Annotated in this window: 19 protein-coding genes; 11 read left to right on the forward strand and 8 right to left on the reverse strand. The window is 37.2% G+C overall.

What is annotated here, in order from left to right; translation table 11 throughout:
* The first annotated feature begins 2 nt into the window (after positions 1 to 2).
* On the forward strand, positions 3 to 407 hold the full coding sequence (locus DHW03_RS10605) for a hypothetical protein (RefSeq protein WP_109925764.1): 405 nt from the start codon (positions 3 to 5) through the stop codon (positions 405 to 407).
* Positions 408 to 712: 305 nt separating this feature from the next.
* Positions 713 to 4,441 carry a DUF3857 domain-containing protein gene (locus DHW03_RS10610; protein ID WP_109925765.1) on the forward strand — a complete coding sequence of 1,243 codons (3,729 nt, stop codon included), beginning with the start codon at positions 713 to 715 and terminating at the stop codon, positions 4,439 to 4,441.
* A 40-nt stretch (positions 4,442 to 4,481) separates the two neighbouring features.
* Here the strand turns inward: DHW03_RS10610 and DHW03_RS10615 are convergent, their stop codons facing one another.
* From DHW03_RS10615 to DHW03_RS10625, 3 genes are all read right to left on the reverse strand, one after another.
* On the reverse strand, positions 4,482 to 4,754 hold the full coding sequence (locus tag DHW03_RS10615; protein WP_109926026.1) for a zf-HC2 domain-containing protein: 273 nt from the start codon (positions 4,752 to 4,754) through the stop codon (positions 4,482 to 4,484).
* A gap of 14 nt (positions 4,755 to 4,768) precedes the next feature.
* Entirely contained in the window at positions 4,769 to 5,365 is a 597-nt protein-coding gene (locus tag DHW03_RS10620) for a sigma-70 family RNA polymerase sigma factor (protein WP_109925766.1), read from the reverse strand.
* A 310-nt stretch (positions 5,366 to 5,675) separates the two neighbouring features.
* Complete coding sequence (locus tag DHW03_RS10625) at positions 5,676 to 6,542, reverse strand: aldose 1-epimerase family protein (protein WP_109926027.1); 867 nt, start codon at positions 6,540 to 6,542, stop codon at positions 5,676 to 5,678.
* Between the two features lie 138 nt (positions 6,543 to 6,680).
* Between DHW03_RS10625 and DHW03_RS10630 the strand changes: the two genes are divergently transcribed.
* Positions 6,681 to 7,004 (forward strand): hypothetical protein, encoded by a 324-nt coding sequence (locus tag DHW03_RS10630; RefSeq protein ID WP_240618512.1) that lies wholly within the window; start codon positions 6,681 to 6,683, stop codon positions 7,002 to 7,004.
* Between the two features lie 44 nt (positions 7,005 to 7,048).
* Here DHW03_RS10630 and pepT read toward each other — a convergent pair whose 3' ends face one another.
* The gene (gene pepT, locus DHW03_RS10635; protein ID WP_109925768.1) at positions 7,049 to 8,302 is read right to left on the reverse strand and encodes a peptidase T; all 1,254 of its coding nucleotides are present in this window, start codon (positions 8,300 to 8,302) and stop codon (positions 7,049 to 7,051) included.
* Between the two features lie 68 nt (positions 8,303 to 8,370).
* Here pepT and DHW03_RS10640 point away from each other — a divergent pair, with 68 nt between their 5' ends.
* The 5 genes from DHW03_RS10640 to DHW03_RS10660 all read left to right on the forward strand — a co-directional run bounded on the left by DHW03_RS10640 (position 8,371) and on the right by DHW03_RS10660 (position 13,018).
* The gene (locus DHW03_RS10640) at positions 8,371 to 9,090 is read left to right on the forward strand and encodes a hypothetical protein (protein ID WP_109925769.1); all 720 of its coding nucleotides are present in this window, start codon (positions 8,371 to 8,373) and stop codon (positions 9,088 to 9,090) included.
* Between the two features lie 29 nt (positions 9,091 to 9,119).
* A complete protein-coding gene (locus tag DHW03_RS10645; protein WP_240618513.1) occupies positions 9,120 to 10,859 on the forward strand; it encodes a M14 family metallopeptidase in 1,740 nt (579 codons plus the stop codon).
* A gap of 359 nt (positions 10,860 to 11,218) precedes the next feature.
* Positions 11,219 to 11,791, forward strand: coding sequence for a hypothetical protein (locus tag DHW03_RS10650; RefSeq protein ID WP_109925771.1), 573 nt, complete (start codon positions 11,219 to 11,221; stop codon positions 11,789 to 11,791).
* A gap of 172 nt (positions 11,792 to 11,963) precedes the next feature.
* A complete protein-coding gene (locus DHW03_RS10655; RefSeq protein WP_109925772.1) occupies positions 11,964 to 12,524 on the forward strand; it encodes a thiamine pyrophosphokinase in 561 nt (186 codons plus the stop codon).
* A complete protein-coding gene (locus DHW03_RS10660; protein ID WP_109925773.1) occupies positions 12,521 to 13,018 on the forward strand; it encodes a GNAT family N-acetyltransferase in 498 nt (165 codons plus the stop codon). Before DHW03_RS10655 ends, DHW03_RS10660 begins: the two co-directional genes overlap by 4 nt.
* A 116-nt stretch (positions 13,019 to 13,134) precedes the next feature.
* Here the strand turns inward: DHW03_RS10660 and DHW03_RS10665 are convergent, their stop codons facing one another.
* From DHW03_RS10665 to DHW03_RS10675, 3 genes are all read right to left on the reverse strand, one after another.
* Complete coding sequence (locus DHW03_RS10665; protein WP_109925774.1) at positions 13,135 to 14,445, reverse strand: M20/M25/M40 family metallo-hydrolase; 1,311 nt, start codon at positions 14,443 to 14,445, stop codon at positions 13,135 to 13,137.
* A gap of 27 nt (positions 14,446 to 14,472) precedes the next feature.
* Entirely contained in the window at positions 14,473 to 16,308 is a 1,836-nt protein-coding gene (locus tag DHW03_RS10670; protein WP_109925775.1) for a M61 family metallopeptidase, read from the reverse strand.
* 124 nt (positions 16,309 to 16,432) lie between these two features.
* A complete protein-coding gene (locus tag DHW03_RS10675; protein ID WP_109925776.1) occupies positions 16,433 to 17,557 on the reverse strand; it encodes a DUF4407 domain-containing protein in 1,125 nt (374 codons plus the stop codon).
* Positions 17,558 to 17,943: 386 nt separating this feature from the next.
* Between DHW03_RS10675 and DHW03_RS10680 the strand changes: the two genes are divergently transcribed.
* Together DHW03_RS10680 and DHW03_RS10685 are read left to right on the forward strand one after the other, a co-directional pair.
* The gene (locus tag DHW03_RS10680) at positions 17,944 to 18,261 is read left to right on the forward strand and encodes a rhodanese-like domain-containing protein (RefSeq protein ID WP_109925777.1); all 318 of its coding nucleotides are present in this window, start codon (positions 17,944 to 17,946) and stop codon (positions 18,259 to 18,261) included.
* A 93-nt stretch (positions 18,262 to 18,354) separates the two neighbouring features.
* Positions 18,355 to 18,552: a DUF6358 family protein gene (locus DHW03_RS10685; protein WP_109925778.1), complete on the forward strand. Its 198-nt coding sequence runs from the start codon at positions 18,355 to 18,357 to the stop codon at positions 18,550 to 18,552.
* Here the strand turns inward: DHW03_RS10685 and DHW03_RS10690 are convergent.
* Positions 18,530 to 19,561 carry a dipeptide epimerase gene (locus DHW03_RS10690; protein WP_109925779.1) on the reverse strand — a complete coding sequence of 344 codons (1,032 nt, stop codon included), beginning with the start codon at positions 19,559 to 19,561 and terminating at the stop codon, positions 18,530 to 18,532. The genes DHW03_RS10685 and DHW03_RS10690 overlap by 23 nt on opposite strands.
* Before the next feature lie 105 nt (positions 19,562 to 19,666).
* On the opposite strand from DHW03_RS10690, the gene DHW03_RS10695 reads away from it, so the two are divergent.
* Complete coding sequence (locus DHW03_RS10695; RefSeq protein ID WP_109926028.1) at positions 19,667 to 20,803, forward strand: hypothetical protein; 1,137 nt, start codon at positions 19,667 to 19,669, stop codon at positions 20,801 to 20,803.
* Positions 20,804 to 20,865: the final 62 nt, after the last annotated feature.

Raw genomic sequence — 20,865 nt, forward strand, 5'->3', positions numbered from 1 at the left:
AAATGCTTAAACATTATAAATATCCCTTACAAGTGTGGGCTTTGGTATTAACAGGTAGCATGCCTTTATTTTATTTGCTTAAATACCTAGTATCAAACACCCCAATCCACCAATTTCTATTCGAACTAACTTATTTAAATGTATTGATTGGTTATTTGGGCAGCCTGTTGGTGTGCATCCCATTCTGGTTAATATTTTGGTTAATCTATGCACGATTCATCAAAGCAGGAACTCAACCAATTAAGCCATACCTATTGCTTATTTCTCAAGTGATTTGGTGGCTTCCATTCTATCTCATTTGCTTCGTATTTAAGCTGTTTTCTAGCGATGATTTTTTAATCACATTTGCGCCCCATGCCATTCTATTGGCGGTTGCTATACTTTCATTTCGAGCTGAGGCCACCTAACCTTATATATTCCTTGTAAAATATAGAAAACGTTTAGGCTGATTTATTCATCTGTCCAAAGCCAAAAATCAACGGTATCTTTTTCCTTAAAGTCTATATCATAAATGCTTGTTACATAAATTCCGGCTTTTGAGAACATTGTTAAAACGATAAGTTATAAGAATAGCAGTAGAGATTCTTGCAATTGAAGGGAGATTAATTGATGATATTGCTTAACGGTATAAAATATTTGTTACGTGGGTATTATTTAGAAATTCCTTCTCTTCGTACTCGCATTTTCGAAAATTTTATTTTATCATTGGAATATGAAAAATTACGCTACTCTATTGTTATTAATCTTACTCTCAGTGGGATTAAAGGCTCAAAATTCGGTGAACAAGGCATGGGAAAGTTTCCTCAAAAATGATCGTAAAACCGCTAGAGCATCTTTTATTGAACTCGCAAAAAATAAAGAAACCGCAAAAGAATCTTACTTGGCACTAAGCCTAATGTCAGAGTTTGATGAGTCGGGAGAAGTAAGCTTTGAGTACTTAAAAAAATTCTTTGATTTAGCCGATCAGCCAGAACCATATCTTTTGGCGATGTGGAGAAGCTACGCCTTAAGTTACAACTCTAGTGTTCAAAGTGCCAAACACCTTGATTTTTATAATTCTTTATTGAAAAAGAAATTTGATGGCACCGTTTATGCCTTGGCAAATTCCAGCATAGGGGGTTATTACGAAGCCAATAAAAAATACGAATTGGCCGATAGAGCTTATGCTCAAATCGGCAGCTTAGATAATTGGTTAATTACCGGGGAATTTGAAAACATATCCACCAGTGGCTTTGATAAAAACTATGATGTTTTAGATAAACCCCAAGCTGATGCTGTTTTTGTAGGTAAGAAAAATCAGAATTTTGGTTGGCGAAAAGTGCCTTTTACGAAACATAGCAAGTGGTTCGATTTTGAGTATTACAGCAATTATGGTAACTCGGTTATTTTTGCGCAAAACTTCGTTAAGTCTCCAACATCAGTAACGGCACAGCTGCGGATTGGCGTGTCGGGATCTGTTAAAGTTTGGGTAAATGACCAATTGCTGATTAGTCAAGCAGACGAAAGAAATAACGATTTAGACTCGTATATCAGCACCGTGAAGTTAAATGCAGGGTATAACAGGGTACTGATTCAAATTGGAGAAAGCTACGCAAATCGATCTAATTTTTTAGTTCGTTTAACGGATGAGAACGGCAAAGCTTTGGATGGTATTACATCGACAACAGATGTACAAGCCTATACAAAAGAAACGACTTTTAAACCGTCTGATGTAAAACTCTCTTCAATCAGCTACTTCGAGAATGAGATCGCAAAAAATCCGGAGAGTTACTTAAATAAGATTCTTTTAGCCAAACTTTACCTTCGTAACGATAATGCATTCGAAGCTCGTAAGATTTTAGAAAAACTCAAAGAAACGTTTCCTGAAAGTACGCTTATAAATAATTTATATATCGAGCTTTTTAATAAGGAAGACAATAGAACAGGCGCTGAAACTATCCAGGAAACTATTAAAAGTGCAGATCCAGAGTCGCCTTATGCCCTGAGCTTAACTTACAACGATTTAATAAATCAACAGGATTTAAACAATGCCGAGTTGGTTATGAAAAAGCTTGAGGCCATTTATGGGGAAAATGAAAATATTCTCGCTAAAAAAATTCAGCTCGCTGGAAAAAGAAATAATCAAGAAGATATTATTGCATTAGTGGATAAATCTTTTTCCCAATTTCCAAATTCTAGTTCGGTAGTCTGGCTTAAATATTTATGCGAAAAGGAAATCAGAAAGAACTCCAATGCCATAAATTACCTTAAGAAATATGTAGATGAGCATGATAATTATGAGATGTCGAAGTATTTAGCACAGGCTTATTTTGACAAAAATCAGGTTCAGGATGGCTTGGCTGTTTATCAAAAAGAAATTGCAAACGACCCAATTTCTGTGGGTGTTTATGTTGATTTGGCCAATCGGTTTTATGCGCTCCAGCAATATGATAAAGCAGAGAAATTGTATTTGCAATGCCTTGAAATTGCACCAGCTTATAGCACCTATTTCGAATCGCTTGGTAAGATTTATGAAATGGAAAAACAAAAAGATAAATCGATTAAAGCCTACCAAAGATCTTTGCAGTTAAGACCAAACAATTATTCGGCAATAAAAGCGCTTCGGAAAATAGAAGATAAAAAAGATGTTTTTGATTATTTTGAACAGGCAGATGTAAAGGCATTGGTTGCAAAAGCTCCAAAGCTAGCAGATTACCCTGACGATCATATGTTGATTTTAAATGAAGAGGTTCAAAAGGTGGTGTACGAAAATGGGGGATCAGAAGAAAAACATTTTTATGTATCGAAAGTGCTTACCCAAAAAGGATTGGAAAATTTAAAAGAATATAACATCCCTTTTTACAGCTCTCAAAATTATAACATTGAAATTGCCGAGGTGATTAAGGCCAACGGCACAAAGGTTCCGGCAGAGCAAAATGGCAGTCAAGTTATTTTTACGAACTTAGAAGTTGGTGATGTAATTAATTTAAGATACAAGATTCAGAATTTTAATGACGGAAGCTTGGCTACGCATTTCTGGGATTCGTTTTATTTTACACATGGTGTAAGTTATGTAAATACCAGGTTTTCTTTATTGGTGCACAGAAATAAGGCTTTCAAGTACAGTTTCTCTCAAAAAGCAATTGAACCGATAAAAACGCAACAGGATGAATTTGACTTATATGTTTGGAAGGCAGAAAATCAAAAGGCATTAATTTATGAGGATAAAATGCCTCCAATGGATGATGTTACCAATATTCTTTATCTTTCATCCATTCCGAATTGGGAGTTTGTAGCCGATTGGTACAACAACATTGCTACAGCGAAGGCCAGAAGCAGTTACGAAATCAAAACTGTTATCTCCGATATTTTTAAGGATAAGGGAAGTTTGGATGATTTATCGAAAATCAAGCTCATTTATAAATATATTACGTCAAACATTTCTTACAGCTCGGTTTCCTTCAGACAGAGTGGCATTGTACCTCAAAACCCTGCTACGGTGATTAACACCAGAATTGGCGATTGTAAAGATGTTTCGACATTGTTCGTTACCATGTGTAAAGAAGCTGGCATTAATGCTGAGCTTGCATTGGTAAAAACTAGAGACAATGGACAAAACACAATGCTGTTGCCAAATATAGATTTTAATCATTGTATAGCTAAAGCCATTGTTGGTGGTAAAGATTATTATGTAGAACTAACCTCAAACACACTACCATTTGGTACGTTTTACAATGGGTCATTAAATGAGCAAATTTTAGAAATAAATAATAAAACAAAAGCCATTACAACCCTAAACCCTTTACAACGCCCGAAAAATGTAAGCAATTACAGCACGTCTATCGTGTTGAAGGGCAACGATATGCAGATAAAGGAGACCAACTTTTCTACTGGGGCGGTAGCAAGCAGTACCAGATCAGATTATAATGATTTATCCAATAAAGATCAAATAAAAAAGTTGAAGGAAACCTTGGCAGGTGTTTTCCCTGAAAGCGACGTGTACGTTTTGAAGTTTACAAACTTAAGCCCAATTACCGCAACGTCTGATACCTTAAAGGCTTATACAGAATATGCATTAATGAAAAATTGCAAGCCTGTAGCTGGAATGAGTGTGTTTTCGTTACCTTGGTCTATGGCGGCATCGGCCAATCAATTACAGGTTACCCAACCGCGGCTTTTCGGAATAGACTTAACTCAACTTTTCTTAAGTGAAAACTGCATGGAACAAATTACAATGCAATTGCCTGAAGGAAAGAAATTGGTTGAAGAATTAAAGCCAATAAATATTTCGAATGATTATTTGGATTATTCTTTAACAGGTAAGGCTGTAGGGAATAAGATTGTGTTTTCCCGTAAAATGATTTTAAAGAAGGATTATGTTCCAGCAGATAAGGCGCAGGATTTTCGAGATGCCTACATCAAGGTTGTTGATGCCGATGAACAACAATTGGCGATAAAATAAAAATATCCAAAACTAATGGGCAAATCGATTATTGGTTTGCCTATTTTTTTAACTCATTTTCTAAGCGCTGTTGCAGTTTCGTTTTAAATTGATTGTCGAGCTTTAGGTTATGTTTCTGGCCATCCTTAAAGAGCACTTTTACCATTTGGTTAATGATTAGGCTTTGACGCTCGAAAGTCCTGCAAATGGAGCAACCCGCCAAATGCAGTTTCAGCTCCAGTTTCTCGCGTATCGTAATTTCTCCGATGAGCTTTTTTTCTATTAGATAAGTTGCTTTTTTACAGTTGTAGGCAATTTTTTTTAATTCAGACATCTTTATCAAATTTATTAAAGCCAATTTTTTTGCAGGCATGATCTCAAATTAATTTTTGTGCGATGCATGATTACCCAAAAGTTAGCATCAGTGATATTGAGTTCAGTACAAATTGCTGCTGATGCTTCATCGTCCATATGTTTCATGGTAAAAACCGAGAGCCAAAGTGATGGCAATTTTTGTAAGCACAATTTCAAAATACCCCTTAGTTCTTTTTTTCCAAGCACATCATAATCTTCCAGTCCAAAAACCTGCGGGCGATGATTTTCATTCCAATGGCCATCTTCCTCATTAAAAAAATCAGTGTCGTATTTCAAAGAAACATCAGATTCTAATTGTCGTAAACCAGATGCTTTTTTGCGGTAAATATCAATAATTTTGTTTTTAAGAATTGCAGTTAGCCAAGTGCTTTCTGAACTTCTGCCCTCAAATCGATCTACTTTTTCAAGTGCAGACAAAAACGTCTCCTGAACCAAATCTTTAGCTAAATCTTCATCATCAATTCGCGTAATGGCATAGCCATACAGATAATCGGCATATTGGGCAACCCATTGCTGTGGGTTACAGGAGTATAATTTTGTTGCGGCCGTTCGGTTTTTATCCGTTTCCATTAAAGTTTGTCAATCAAGATCTATATAAAGATAAGCAATACAATTCCACCAAATTTATTAGTTAGACGCAATGATGCCTAAATCCTTACAGTTATTACGAACCAGATTTAATTTAATCAGAAAGAAGGTTGGTTATTAACCAAAATGTGTTTTAGAAGAGCCCGTTGAATTTGCAACCCACGAGAAACCCACGAACCTAAAAGCGAAACAGACCAAATTGAACTATAAATCAAATTACATAACCTTCTAATGATCTTAGCTAGAGACAAGACCAAGCTGGTTTTTCATTTATATAAAGCGTTAGCAGATTTTAAAAACATTCTACTTCCCAAAACCGTTCCCAGTTTTGGCCAGCCTGGAGTTTAATAATGCCTTCTTTATGTTCTAAATTCTGATCGTGGTTTATCCCATCTGCAACTCCACACCAAGGTTCTAAACAAATGAATGGGGCATCAGGCGCAGCCCAAATGCCAAAGAAAGGAAAATCTTCGAAGTGGAAATGTAAGCCAAAATCATTTTTGGTATTTAATAAACTGATGCAGTTGCTCTGTAAGCTTTTAAAAACAAGGGCATCATTGTAAAATAAATCATGTTTTAGGTTGAGCTTGTGCCCGCCCAATTCTATGCTTTCCGTTTCATTAGCAACCAAGCCATTATCCAATTTCCAATAAGTTAATTTCTCATCGGCGTTAAAGGCCAAATAATAGTCCTCATAAACGGTGTTTGGTGTATTCGGAACAGCAAATGCAGGATGCGCCCCTAATGAAAACAACAACTCTTCGGTTCCAGTGTTAATTACTTCGTAAGTAAGGTTGAGTTTTCGATCTATCAGTTGATATTTAAGTCTCAGTTCGAAGAAGAAAGGATAAATTTCTAAAGTATCTTGAGTTTGTGTTAAGGTGAAAATGATTTCTGTTTCGCTCTGTTTTTCAAAATTGAAAACATGATCTCGGGCAAAACCATGTCGGGGCAGTGCGTACGATTTTTGTTTGTAAGTAAAACTATCGCCTTTTAAAGCACCAACTATCGGAAATAAAACTGGACTGTGCTTTGCCCAATACTTGGAGTCGGCATCCCATAGGTATTCAATATTAGTTTCTTTGCTAAACAAGCTCTGCAATTCAGCACCTTTTGCCGAAAGGCTTGCTTTTATATATTCGTTTTCGAGTGTTATCATTTGCATTTAAAAGTAGGTAATTAGATGTGCTTACAAAACATCTTTTTTATTAAATTTGAGGAATTCAATCCCCCTATACATCAGTTTAAAATATGGCAATCGCTTTAGCTTAAAAAATTAACCTTCAAAACTATGGCGATGGATTTAAGTAAATTATCAAACTCGAAAGTTAAAGCCGCAATTTCAGCGCTACAAAAGGGCGATGAAAAGGCTTGGTTCGCTTTATTTGCGCCTGATACCACCTTGTTAGATGATGGCAACCAAAGACACTTTAACAATTTCTTCAAAAAGGCTTTAGGTCACGAACGTTTTTTAAGCATCGATCAGGTACAAAATAATGGCCTAACTGTTTATGGAAATTTCCATTCAGATCAATGGGGCACTTTTAAAGCGTACTTTAAATTTCAGTTTAATAAAGAAGGGAAGATTAATAGATTAGAGATTGGCCAAGAGGCAGATTAAGTTGCGTTTGCAGCTTAATTTAAAAACCACAAACTCCATTTTCCTTAGCTATTCTCTTCCCAAATATAAGCAATATTGATGATGGTTTGCACAGCTTTTTCCATATCTTGAACGCTAACCCACTCCTGCTTACTGTGAAAGGCATGCTCACCAGCAAAAATATTTGGACAAGGTAGCCCCAAATAGGATAACCTGGACCCATCTGTACCGCCACGGATACTTTGTTGTTTGGCAACCACGCCAGCTCTTTCAATTGCTTCTATGCCATATTTTACAATTTGAGGGTACTGGTCCAATACTTTTTTCATATTTCTATACTGCGCTTTAATGTTAAGCTCGTAAGTTGATTTTGAGTATTTTTCCATCACTTTTTTCACTACGGCATCTAAAATTTGGCCATGCTCTTCTAGCTTTTCGTCTGTAAAATCTCGAATGATAAATTGAGCTTCGGCCTCTTCCACCTGTCCTTTTATGCTAACAGGATGAATGAACCCTTCTTTTTGATGGGTAGTTTCTGGAGTTAAATGATCTTTTGGTAGGGTATCTAAAATTTCTGCTAAGATTTTGATGGCGCTCTCCATTTTTCCTTTGGCAAAACCTGGGTGGCTGCTTACACCCTTAATGGTCAATTTTGCGCCATCGGCAGAAAAGGTTTCATCTTCTATCGATCCTAAAGTTTCCCCATCTATGGTATAGCCGAAATCTGCGGCAAGTTTTTTTAAATCGGCCTTATCTACACCTCTACCAATCTCCTCATCAGGAGTAAACAAAATTTTGATGGTGCCGTGCTTTACATCCGGATTGCGGATTAGGAAATTTGCAGCCTCCATAATTTCGGCAACACCGGCTTTATTATCGGCCCCTAGCAAAGTTGTTCCACTTGCGGTGATGATGTCGTTACCGATTTGGTGCTTTAAATCTTTATGCTCATCCATTTTTAAAACGATGGAATGATCGTCTGGGAGAATTATATCTTCGCCTTGGTAATTGCTGTGGATAATTGGTTTTACATGTTCTCCGCTACAATCGGGAGAGGTATCCATGTGCGAACAGAAGCAAATTACGGGAACATTCTTATCTGTGGTAGAAGCAATTGTAGCGTAAACGTAGCCGTTTTCGTCCATGTGCGCATCGTTAATACCCATTTCCAAAAGCTCCTGAACTAAGACATTGCCTAAGTCTTTTTGTTTTAAAGTTGATGGACATGTTGACGATTCGGGATCGGATTGGGTATCTATTTTAGCATATTTAATAAATCTATGCTCCAAAGATTTGTTTATGTTGATGTAATTGCTCATATTCAAAGGTAAATTTATGTTTATTCAATAAACATATTATTTTTGTAAAATAAACCATTCCTAATTTCTTGAGAAGTACATCCCTACTTGCAATACTGTTGTTTACGGCGCAAATCGTAACGGCACAATCTAATTACTTTAAACTGTCTTACGGTTTTGGAGTTGGGCCTAACCGTTCATATACTGATGTTTATAAGGGTACCATTGGTTATACTGCCTATGGGGTTTTCGATTTTCATGTTTCGCCATTTGCAACAGTCGGTTTGGAAGGACAATATGGAAAAATCCAAGGTGGAAATATCAATACCGACCCGCATAACCGACAGTTTGCGAATAAATATACTTCAGTAACCGTAAATGGTAAATTAATGTTGGGTGAGATTATCAATTATGATAGAAGCGAATTTTTGTACAGCATAAGGGGCTTGTATGCCGGTTTGGGTGTGGGTATCATCAATAACAAAATGAGCTATATTGTTCGCTATAAACCCAATACCGAGGCTGGTTATCCGCCTTTAGGGTATAAGTTTGCAGGAGAAGATAAAAGCATGAATATTGTGGTGCCAATAAGCGTGGGCTATAATTATTATATTTATGATGGTTACGGTTACGTTAGATATGTAATTAATTTCAATGCCCAAGCAAATTATACATTTGGCGAAGGGCTTGATGGTTACAACGATCCAGATACCAAGTTTAAAAATTACCAACCTGATCAATACAATGTGTATTCGATTGGCTTTAAATATTTCTTCGGAAACATTAAATCTTACCGTAAAACGTTATAACATTACGTTCATATTTCTTATAAATCTTCATGAAAAAATTTTTAGTGTTTTGGTTCCTTTCAATAACACTCCAATCTATGGCGCAAAAAACTCCGTACGAGCTTAGTGGTAAAAAAGAAACAACCACTTACGATGAAGCCATTTCGTACTACGAAAAGTTGGCTAAGAATCACCCGCAAGCCAAGCTCCTAACTTATGGCACCACCGATTTTGGCAAACCTTTGCATGTACTTGTGCTATCAAGCGACAAAGTTTTCGACCCAATTGCCATTAAAAAGAGCAATAAAAGGGTGCTATTAATTAACAATGGGATCCATCCAGGAGAACCAGAGGGAATTGATGCCTCGATGATGCTGGCCAGGGACTTGCTCAGTGCAAACCAACTACCTAAGGATGTGGTGATTTGCATCATCCCGATTTATAACATCGATGGAAGTTTTAATCGCAGCAGTACATCTAGAGCAAATCAAAACGGCCCGCTGGCCTATGGTTTTAGGGGCAACAGTAAAAATTTGGATCTTAACCGCGATTTCATTAAAACTGATTCTAAAAATTCGGCCGCTTTCCAATTGATTTTTAATACTTGGCAACCCGAGATCTTTGTAGATACACATACCAGCAATGGTGCTGATTATCAATATGTGATGACGCTAATTCCAACCCAGAAGGATAAGCTAAATCCCATCCTATCGGGTTATTTAACCCAAACCCTGGTGCCCGATTTGTACAAAGGAATGGCGGAAAAAGGTTACCCGATGATTCCTTACGTAAACTCAATTGAGGAAACTCCCGATGCGGGCATTACAGGCTTCATCGATTTGCCAAGGTACTCAACAGGTTACACTACCTTGCACAATTCTATAGGCTTTATGCCAGAAACGCATATGTTAAAGGCTTACGATTTACGTGTTGATGCAACTTATAAACTCCTCCAAACTTACATCGATTTGGTACAGCGTGACGCTAAAATTATTGGGGACAATAGGCATAAGGCAGATGAATTTGTTGCCAACCAAAAGGAATTTGGTTTAGAATGGAAACTAAATCGAAGCGAGGTAGATAGCCTAACTTTTAAAGGTTTTGAAGCCGGAGAAAAGCCGAGCAAGGTAAGCGGGCAAAATCGTTTGTTTTATGATAGAAATAAACCTTACACGAGGAGTATAAAAGCTTGGAACAAATTTGACGTCTCTATCTCTGTGCAGAAGCCGGTAGCCTACATCATTCCAAAAGCTTGGGATCGGGTAATTGCTTTATTAAAACTCAACGGTGTAGCGCTTAAACAATTAAAAACGGATGGAAAAATTAAGGTAGAGAGTTACTACATCAGTGATTTTAAAACCGGAACTCGACCTTACGAGGGGCACTATCTGCATTCGGCAGTTAAGCTTAAAGCGGTTGAGCAAAATTTGCAATATTATGCTGGTGATTATGTAGTTTATGCTAATCAGCCTGCCAATCGCTACATTATAGAAACTTTAGAACCGCAAGCAACGGATTCTTTCTTCAACTGGAATTTTTTCGATTCCATTTTAGATATGAAAGAACATTTTTCGGCTTATGTTTTTGAAGACACTGCAACAGAATTATTGAAGCGCAACCCATCATTAAAAATTAAGCTTGAAGAAAAGAAAGCTACTGACCCAGATTTTGCCAAAAATGGCGCTGCACAGCTCGATTTCGTTTATAAAAATTCTGATTATTATGAGCAAACGCACAATAGATACCCAATAGCGAGGTTTTTGGGCGGTGTGAAATTAAATGTACAATAGCATATAAGGGGATTTCAACTTCTTGTAAATTAGCGTCCAAGAACTTCGATGATGGATGTGGTTTGATATTTGTCATTGTTGTGGTTTTTAAACCACAGTAAGATAGAATTACTACGAGTAAGGTTTTAGTACTCTCAATCACGTCTTTCCTATAAAAATTTCCCGAATCGAATTATAATGCTCATATTCAACCCCAATGTAGCGGATGTTGCATGCCAATAGAGAAATTGTAGAAACCGATGATAATTGTTCGTTTGAAAATTACATCCCTAATTGTTATGTTCTCGCTCACGGTTTTACACACATTTGCTCAATCTAAATACTCCAAATTGTCTTTCGGTTTTGGGGCTGGGTGTAATATGTCTTACACAGACGTAAATAAAGGTAAAATTGGTTACACCACTACTGCCGCCATCGATGCGAAACTATTGCCTTTTATAAGTTTTGGCTTAGAAGGTCAATATGGATTGGTAAAGGGCGGCGATATTAATAGTGATCCCCATAACAGGCAGTTTTCCAATCAATATCTTTCTTACACGGCCAATGGAAAAATCATATTGGATGAGGTTTTTGATTCGGATTTTGTAAGAGGGCTTTACTTTGGTGCAGGAGTGGGGCTAATTCAAAATAAAATCACCCAAGTTGTGCGTTATAAGCCCGATACGGAAGTTAAATACCCTCCGCTGGGCTATTTGTTTCCAGGTCAGGATAAAAGCATCAATATTGTTGTACCTGCCAATCTGGGTTTTAACTTTTTTATTAGTGATGTTTCCGGCCTTTATAAGTTTGCCTTCAATGCTAATGCACAACTTAATTATACTTTTGGAGAAGGACTGGATGGCTACAACGATCCCGAAGGGAGATTCAAAAATAATAAAGCCGATCAATTTTTTGTTTTTTCTGTGGGGATAAAATATCTATTTGGAAGATAAATAGCTGCTTTCTATAATGAAACAGGGTAAACGCTATAAACAAAAATTTTTCCCTGCGCTCCATTTGCTAATCCGTTATCAAAGCCCTAATGGAGAAATTTTATCACCTATAGTTTTTAGCGATGTATTTTCATAAACGCACTACTTAATCGGATTTTTTTATCTTCGTAGCATGTCATCACATCACATTGTAAAAGAAAAACAAGAGCCAGCACTTTATATTGATGAGCTCGGTAATTTCAACGAAGAACTCTTGGGCCAGTTATTGGAATGGAGCCCAACATTATTGGTAAATGCCGATAATTACGATAAAATGCGCTCGCTTGGTTTAAAGGTTGATGTATTGGTTAATGGCAGTAGTAACGACACTCAAGAAAATACGAAAGTTATTCAAGGCCCTGTTGATGCTTTGATGGTGGCCATAAACTACCTGTATGAAGAGGGGTATCCTGCGGTTAATGTAATCACCAATAAATTTGATTTAGAAAGGTTTGCGGGTTTTAGCGATAAAATTAATTTGGTGGTGTTTACGGCAAAAGCCAAGTTTTATGCAATCAGATCGGGTTTTTCAGTTTGGAAACCAGCTGGGAGTGAGTTTAATATTCTCGGAAATTCGTATCTAGAAGTAACCAATTTAATGCAAAATGAAAACGAAATTTTTGAGGTGGTTAAAGATGGTTTTGTAGAATTTACCTTTTCCGGACAACCAATTTTTATAAGTGAGCCGATATGATTACCCTTAGAAAAGCCAAAGAAGATGATGTAGAAACCATCAGATCCATCGCCAATGAAACCTGGCCATCAACCTATCTCGAAATTATTGGTCAACAACAGATTGATTATATGCTCGATAAGATGTACAACAAAGGCGAGCTTTTAAAACAGTTTATGGAAGGCCATACTTTTTTAATTGCCGAAGAAGGTGGAAATCAATATGGCTTTGCGGGCTATTCCATTTCCGATCATGAAGCGCGTATATATAAACTCCACAAGCTGTATGTTTTGCCCTCTGCACATGGTAAGGGCGTAGGTAAAATCCTAATCAACGAGGTTTTCAATCAAATCAAAGATGCAGGCGGATCTGCCTTGCAACTCAATGTTAATAAAAACAATAGGGCTAAAGAATTCTATTTAAAGGCTGGTTTTGCCGTTAAAGAATCTGTTAAAATAGATATCGGTAAAGGCTATTTTATGGATGATTACATTATGGAATACAAAATTTCCTAAATCTATCCTTAGAAAATCATTCAACTGACTACCGAATCGAAGTGGAGAAATCCATGAAACTAAACAAATTTATTCCAAAGATTTCTCCTTTCGCAAGAATCAATTTAAAAACCGATTTAATTTTTCAGCTTTGGAATGCGGCTTGGGGTATCCGTTCCGTTTACAATGGTAATTGCACTTTTTGCAATGGCTTTAATAGTTGATAAAATATTTTCTACATCCAGCGTTCCATACTCGTCTTTTACGGTGTGGTAAAATTCATCTACATCAATTTTATCCGTACTTATGGTATGCGCAGGCACACCAAGTGCTGCTAGTGTTGCATTATCGCTACGGTAAAATAAATTTTGAGCTGGATAAGGATCTGGGTGAAATGTAAATTCGGTTCCAGCTAAGTTTTTCTGTAAAATTTTCCCAAAATCTGACTTCTCATATCCCGTAATAAATGCGGTGTTTTTCCCAAATTTAGAATCCTTACCAATCATTTCGATGTTAAACATGGCCACCACTTCGTCAGGATTTAATTTCTCTGAAAAATATTTTGCTCCAAAACCACCAATTTCTTCAGCAGTAAAAGCAACAAAAATTAAAGTGCGCTCGTTATTTTTTAAGCTCTTGTAATACTTCGCCAAGGCAATCATTGCGGTAGTACCCGATGCATCATCATCTGCCCCATTTGCAATGCTATCTCCATTAACAGTTTTAGTGATGCCTAAATGATCGTAATGACCTGAAAATACCACCAATTCTTTAGCCTTAGATTTTCCGGGGATCATTCCTACAACATTAAACAATGGCAGTGTTTCTATATTATTCTTAACCGTTACGCTAAAATCCTTTTTAATTTCTGGCGTGCCCAATACAAAAACAACTGCATCCTCTTTAACTGGCGCAGTGGCAACGTTGGGTAGGATAGATCCTTTAGTGGTATAATCCTTTATGCGCTTAAAATCTGCGGCAAACTTTTCATCAACCAATACAATTTGTTTTTTGCCTGAGCGACTTAAAACTCTATACTGTGCTAAGAAGGTTTTTTCAGGATCGAGTTTTATCCAACCATCGCCATTGCTTTGGTCAAAGCTAACTTGTGGCGATAAACCTGTACATAAAATATTTTCTTGAGCAATGGTTACGCCATCAATTATAACCACTGATGCGCCGGGTGTCATCTTTGTTTTTGTAAAACTTTGACGAAATGTTTTTTCACCTGTTAAGGGCTGGAGTCCTATTTTCTTAAATTCGGATGCTATAAATGTTGCGGCTTTATCTATGCCCGGTGTAAAAGTGGCACGGCCTTGCATATCATCGCTGCTCAGGGTTTTAATCAGATGATCTGCGTATTCACGGGTAATGATTTTGTCGATATTTTGTGCCCGAAGTTGGAAACTTGCCAAACCGACAAGGCTTAAAAGAAAAATTTTTTTCATGTTATTTGGTAATTATATGCGATTGAATTAGATTTTATTTTTTACCTGCGAGCCTAACCATTGGATCCTAAAAGCCTGCATTTGTTTTGTTAAGGCAGCACCAGTTTTCTCTATCGGCACAATTTCCAATAGTGGATTTTCAGTAAACGTTAAATTGGTAGATTTTGGTTCACCTCTATGTAAGTAACTCACTAATACTACATCTCCAGGCTTATGCGATTCAATAATTTTATTTAAACTGGCCTGATCTTTAACCTCTAAATGATCAAAAGTTACAATTACATCATCTACATCTAAGCCTGCATCATAAGCTGGCGTACCTTGTACGGTTTGTGATAATACGGCTTTGCCTTCATCAAAATTTACCCTGGTTAAACCTGCGTAAGCTTGGTTGGGACTTGCCTTGCGAAGGATAAACCCAGCGTTGATTAGCAATTTTGCATAATCGTTTTTTTCTGTTCCGTAAATGTAACGTTTAAAGAAATCTTTAGCGAAAGCAGTATTTTTGGTTAAAACGCCTAATGTTTTTTCCAAATCTGGAACGGTGTAGGCAATTTCTGGCTTTCCATAGGCTCTCCACAGTGCCCGCATGTAATCATCAAGGCTGAGATTAAAATCTACTCTCAATTTTAAATCTAATGCCAAGGCTGTTGCTGCACCGTAAGTGTAGTAGGAGGTGAAAATATTTCCTTTGTTGGTTTGATCTATGGCAACGCCTGCATCAGCAAAAACGGCATATCTGCTGGCTTGTATAGGCGAGAAGTTTTTTGCCCCTGGAGTATTTAGCACTGTATTAATTAAACCATTAAAGGCCTGGGTGGCATTATCTGCCGTTTTTAAACCTGCCCGAGTTAACAGTAATGAACCATAATATTGAGTAAAACCTTCTGCCAGCCATAGCTCATCGCTTAAATTAGCATGTTCAAAATTAAATGGCTCTAATGTTTTCGGCCTTAATCTTTCTACATTCCAACTGTGAAAGTATTCGTGAGAAAATGTACCCAACAACTGCGATTCGTAACCTTCTATTTTTGGGGTGCGCTGTACAATCGAAGTTGAGTTTCGATGCTCCATTCCATCGCCGGCATTTTCTGGATAAACATCCTCCAAGAAATAATAATTGCCATAATCGTAAGTTGGAAATTCGCCCCAAACGGCTACATGCTCATCAACCATTTTCTTGAGCATATTGGCATAATTATCAATGGTTTTTTGCGTATCGTTTGAATGAGAAATGAGGTGGATGGTTTGCGTTTTTCCATCCCGATTGCTTACCTTCCAACTGGCTGTTTTATAATCGGCAAGCTCTGTTGGGCTGTCCATAAAATATTGCAGGTTAGGCGCAAAATAAGTGTCGTTACCCATTGGTTTAAGTTGTGTTGCCACTTTCCAACCTTGCTTCTCATCATAATTAAATTTCACTAATCGAGCGCGTTTATCCATTCCAACTGGAAAAGCAAAAGTTGCCGGAATGTTTATGTGCCCATGGCTTTCATCAAAACCGGCATAAGTTCCATCAATCCAGTTTCCGAATAAAGTATAGCTAATTTTAACGTTGTTACCGTGAAAAGGAATTTCATACACATCGCCTGCTGGCTGTTTCAATGCAAGTTCTTTGCCTGATGCATCAAAAGCTTTAAGATTATAAACGTTTTTTCCAAACTCATGGGTTGCATACCTACCGGGTGACGATCGGCTCATTCTTACCGTTAATGGGCCCGATGGAACATTCGGAATTTGCATGGTAATTTGCGCTTCGTGATGGATGGCATTGGGAAAGGAAACTGAATAACTGACTTCATTTTGTGCAAAGGCACCTAAGGACAACATACTGAGCACTGCGGTGCCAAGAATTTTCTTCATAAAAGTTAGGTTTGATGGGCTTAAATTACTAAAATGGAATAAGATTTTTGTCGATTTGGTAGTTATAAGCCTAAATGCCACGCAGATAATATATTTCTTGCTTGATTACTTACCTTTCGCCCAATTATTCTTGATCCCAATCGTATTTTTCCAAATCGCGATAGGCTTTACCTTTTAAAATTTCTTTTCTTTTTGATGATTCTGAATCTACTCGTGTGTCGTGGATATTATCGGCAACTTCCATATGAAAATCCTTATCTTTTTTGGATTGATAAATGGCTACTTCATCACCATCTGCTGTTGCAAAATCATAAGGTCCCCGTGCACTCATCAATTTCACAAAAACGGGTAAGCACTCAAAGAAAATAAAGAGCAAACCAATAAAAGTTACGGCCATGGCAGTATTGTTATCATTCGTGCCATCGGCATTAAACTTGAGTTGCCCCAAGGCCCAATTTCGATCAGCAAAGCCAGCCAAATTTGCCAAGCTATCCAACTGTTTTGAGGTGTACAATTTTTCTGTAAACATCCCATCGAACTCCTTACGCTTATCGATAAACGATTCGGATTTATTGATTGTTGCTTTTAGGCTATCCAGTTCGGTAGTGCGTTGCTTAATCTCAGCCTCTTTACGCTTTGCGTAAGGGCCATAACCCATAACGCCCGAAGTTTCTGTAGTTTTATTTCCAAAAATCTCAAAATTTAATTTTTTTCGATCTGCCTTGATTCCATTTTCCAAAGAATCTCGAGTCGCTTTTTGTTGATTTAGCCGCCCAAATTCTACTTGGTATTTTTTTTCGAAGGCCTTGTTTAGCGTGTCTATTTTGGAACGTTGACCGTTGAGATAACTTACCCTCAGTCGTTGCTTAATTTCTTTGTCGAATATTTTCAGCTCAATGGGTCTGGAAATCACAATCCCAATCATAATGGCCAATAAAATCCGGGGTGTAGCCTGTAATATTTGCTTATTTGTACTGGCGCTTTTATTAATGCTGGATACGATATAACGATCCATATTAAAGATGGCAGCACCCCAGAGGAAGCCGAAAACAATTGCAAATAGTACTGCAAAATCATTTCCGCTGAAGACGAAATACATGGCATAACCACCAGATAATGCGGCAAATAATCCGGTAAAAAAGATTGTCGCACCAATGCCGGTATACTTGTTTTGCTCTGAAGGATACTTTTCTAGTGTAGGGATGTGGGCACCAGAACAAAACCAAAAAAAGCGGTTCAATTTGTCCATTTTAATTATTTATAATTAAACGCCTCAGCTTGTTATATGTTACAGCTTTTTTGCAAAAAAATAAGTTTTGCTTGGTTGATGTATAAAGATTAAGTACCCCATTTAAGACCTTCAAACCTTTACATCCGATTTGGTGTTAAGGCACAATTAATAGGTCTTTTCATAGCTTATCAACATATTAAAGTATGGCAGGGATCGAAAACCAAAATATCCAAGCGATTTGCTTAGGTAATGATGAGTGAGCATTTTTTGTATTTCCTTATGCGCCTATCCTAAAGCTGATAAATTGTTTGCCAACTGTCAGTTAGCTTTAATGAAATTAATTTTTTTTGTGGTTTTAAGGATTGCTCCTCAGTTTTATATAAGTTTGTATAAATATATTTTACATGAAAGAAATATCAGTACAAGAACTAAAAGAGAAAATCGACAATAATGAAGATTTTCAATTAATTGATGTTCGCGAAACATTTGAATATGAGGTTTCTAACCTAAATGGCGAAAACATACCATTAGGTGGAATTTTGATTGAAGCAGATAAAGTTGCTAAAGATAAGCCTGTTATTGTACAATGCCGTAGTGGTAAAAGAAGTGCAGCAGCGGTAATGCAATTAGAACAACAATACGGATTTGATAATTTATATAATTTAAAAGGTGGTATTTTGGCTTGGCAAGAAGCCTTTGATCCAAGTATGCCGGTTTATTAAATCTACCGAATTTTGAATGGGAAAGATGAATTGACCAATGGTTAATTCCATTAACCCATTCAAAATACGTTTACTCTCCTCAATTCATCAATCGTGGGCAAAAAATTCTTACTAAACATTTTTTATAATTTAGGCATCATCTTATCTCTATTTGGTATCATTTGGTGTTACCAAAATGGAAAGTATCTTCCTGCTGCATTTTTAGTAGGTACTGGCTGTGCCCTATTATATTTCAAAATTCAATTGATGAAGGAAATCAGAAAAACCTTTAAAGAAAAAGGGCAGGATTAATCCCTTCCAGGCCTAAGCCAGGTAGGTTTTTCAAAACATACTTCCCGTTTTCGAATCCTGGATTTGCAAAAGGATTATTGGTGGTAAGCCATGGTCCATCCAAATCTGCCCAATTGCACAATGGCGCTAAGGCGGCAGCGGCCAAAGTTGCACAACTGGTTTCACTCATGCAACCGATTAAAACCTTCATGCCAAAAGAACGGGCTTTTAAAATCATTTGATGCCCTTCATACATTCCACAACTTTTCATCAACTTAACGTTAATGCCATGGTACGCACCTTTTAGCTGATCCATATCAGCTAAGCGCTGTACCGCTTCATCTGCCAGCAAAGGTATTGGGCTACGCTCGGTAAGCCAAGCATTTCCATCCAGATTTACCTTATCCATAGGTTGCTCAATTAATACCACACCCTGTGCGTGGAGCCAATAAATTAAATCAATAGCCTCAATTTTATCACTCCAGCCTTGGTTTGCATCAACATAAAGTGGTGCATTGGTAAGGCTCCTAATGGTTTCAATAATTTCTCTGTCGTTATCTCTACCCAACTTAACTTTAATCACTTTAAAGGCTTCGGCATCTTTCAATTTCTCGCGAATGACGGCTGGCGTATCAATGCCAATGGTGTATGAGGTTACCGGCATTTGTGATGGCTGGGCATCGTAAATTTCGTAGCAAGGTTTGTTTAAGATTTTTCCATTGATGTCATTCAGCGCAATGTCAATCGCGGCTTTTATGGCTGGTTGTCCAGGCGCTAAGCCATCCAAATACGCTATAATCTCTTTAAAATCAAATGGGTATTGAATTCTATCCCAATCTACAAGATTCAAAAATGCGTTTGCACTTTCGTAACTTTCGCCCATGTAAGGCACCATCGATGCTTCCCCATAGCCTACAACATCATCGTGCTGAATTTTTAAAAGCATTAAGGGCGTACTTGTTCTGGTAAATTTTGAAATGGAAAAAGGGTGTTTTAATTCCAATTCAAATTGCTTGCAACTCATTTTCATTATCAATCGTCTTCTAAATAGGGTAATATTGCCTTACAAATCTAGTTAATGGGAATAAAACTTTTTTTAGCTATATTCAATTGTTAACTATTAATGCTCAATGCCATGAATAACTTTTCAAGATTACGGTATTTTATTTATTTATCCTTCATAATTATTGGAGGATGTACCACAGGAAAGAAAGCTTTACAAAAAGGCGATTATGATGCTTCCGTTGCAAAAGCTGTTAGTCGTTTGCAAAATTCGCCAAAAAATAGTGAGGCAATGAATGTTCTGCCCACGGCTTATAACCTTGCTTTGCAAAATCATTTAAGAAATATTGAAGAGGCAAAGGCTTCAAACGATTTATTTAGATGGGAAGCCATTATGTACGAATACCAAAAGATTAACCAATTAGCAGATGACATTAACAGTTGCCCCGCCTGCTTGCCATTGGTGCCAACGCCCGTTAAATACATTAAAGAACTAAACGATAGCAGATACAATGCAGCGGTAGCTAGGTATAATTCCGGTTTGGAGTATTTAAAAGATAACAACAGAATAAGTGCAAAGAAAGCGTATTACGAGTTTGAAAAAGTTCAAAATTTGCAGCCTAATTTTAGAGACGTTAAGGCTAAAATGGATGCTGCTTACTGGGCTGCTGTAGTTCGAGTTGTAGTACAGCCAATTCTGATTAACAGCAATTTGTACAAACTTAGTGGCGATTACTTTCAACAACAAATCAATCAGTTCATAACCAACTACTCCAGAAACAAGTTTGTAATTTTTTATTCTGAAGAACAAGCAACTAAGCAAAAAATTATTCCAGATCAGATATTGAGCTTAAACTTCGACGATTTTGTTGTTGGCCAAACCTACCTTAAAGAACGGGTAGAAAAAATTAAGCGCGATAGTGTGGTGATTGGAGAAACTAGAGATAAAAAACCAATATATGGCACCGTTAGAGCCACCCTGAGTATCTTCGATAAAAACATTTCATCTTCAGGATTATTGGATATGACCATCACCGATTGGAGAGATCAAAAAATCATCAGGCAGCAAAAAATTCCTGGAACTTATATTTGGAGAGATAGCTGGGCAAGTTACAAAGGGGATGACCGGGCACTGAGCAAACAGGAATTTGCCATGACACGCAAAAGAGAATCGATACCTCCACCGCCTACTGCTTTGTTCTTAGAGTTTACCAAACCTATTTACAATCAGCTCGTTAACGATATTAGTGTTTTTTATAATAATTATTAGAAAATTCGTGATGGCTGGTAAAGGAGAACTACTTGTAATACAAACGTTAAAAAAAGCCATCA

Source organism: Pedobacter yonginensis, assembly GCF_003173595.1.
GTDB classification, from domain to species: Bacteria; Bacteroidota; Bacteroidia; order Sphingobacteriales; family Sphingobacteriaceae; genus Pedobacter; species Pedobacter yonginense.

Excerpts from the sequence above, each read along its gene's own strand:
- DHW03_RS10620 (WP_109925766.1), bottom strand. The coding sequence starts at position 5,365 with ATGGAAACGGATAAAAACCGAACGGCCGCAACAAAATTATACTCCTGT.
- DHW03_RS10645 (WP_240618513.1), top strand. The coding sequence starts at position 9,120 with ATGAAAAAATTTTTAGTGTTTTGGTTCCTTTCAATAACACTCCAATCT.
- DHW03_RS10650 (WP_109925771.1), top strand. The coding sequence starts at position 11,219 with ATGTCTTACACAGACGTAAATAAAGGTAAAATTGGTTACACCACTACT.
- DHW03_RS10660 (WP_109925773.1), top strand. The coding sequence starts at position 12,521 with ATGATTACCCTTAGAAAAGCCAAAGAAGATGATGTAGAAACCATCAGA.
- DHW03_RS10695 (WP_109926028.1), top strand. The coding sequence starts at position 19,667 with ATGAATAACTTTTCAAGATTACGGTATTTTATTTATTTATCCTTCATA.
- DHW03_RS10655 (WP_109925772.1), top strand. The coding sequence starts at position 11,964 with ATGTCATCACATCACATTGTAAAAGAAAAACAAGAGCCAGCACTTTAT.
- DHW03_RS10625 (WP_109926027.1), bottom strand. The coding sequence starts at position 6,542 with ATGATAACACTCGAAAACGAATATATAAAAGCAAGCCTTTCGGCAAAA.
- DHW03_RS10615 (WP_109926026.1), bottom strand. The coding sequence starts at position 4,754 with ATGTCTGAATTAAAAAAAATTGCCTACAACTGTAAAAAAGCAACTTAT.
- DHW03_RS10630 (WP_240618512.1), top strand. The coding sequence starts at position 6,681 with ATGGATTTAAGTAAATTATCAAACTCGAAAGTTAAAGCCGCAATTTCA.
- DHW03_RS10680 (WP_109925777.1), top strand. The coding sequence starts at position 17,944 with ATGAAAGAAATATCAGTACAAGAACTAAAAGAGAAAATCGACAATAAT.
- DHW03_RS10690 (WP_109925779.1), bottom strand. The coding sequence starts at position 19,561 with ATGAAAATGAGTTGCAAGCAATTTGAATTGGAATTAAAACACCCTTTT.
- DHW03_RS10605 (WP_109925764.1), top strand. The coding sequence starts at position 3 with ATGCTTAAACATTATAAATATCCCTTACAAGTGTGGGCTTTGGTATTA.
- pepT (WP_109925768.1), bottom strand. The coding sequence starts at position 8,302 with ATGAGCAATTACATCAACATAAACAAATCTTTGGAGCATAGATTTATT.
- DHW03_RS10665 (WP_109925774.1), bottom strand. The coding sequence starts at position 14,445 with ATGAAAAAAATTTTTCTTTTAAGCCTTGTCGGTTTGGCAAGTTTCCAA.
- DHW03_RS10610 (WP_109925765.1), top strand. The coding sequence starts at position 713 with ATGAAAAATTACGCTACTCTATTGTTATTAATCTTACTCTCAGTGGGA.
- DHW03_RS10675 (WP_109925776.1), bottom strand. The coding sequence starts at position 17,557 with ATGGACAAATTGAACCGCTTTTTTTGGTTTTGTTCTGGTGCCCACATC.
- DHW03_RS10670 (WP_109925775.1), bottom strand. The coding sequence starts at position 16,308 with ATGAAGAAAATTCTTGGCACCGCAGTGCTCAGTATGTTGTCCTTAGGT.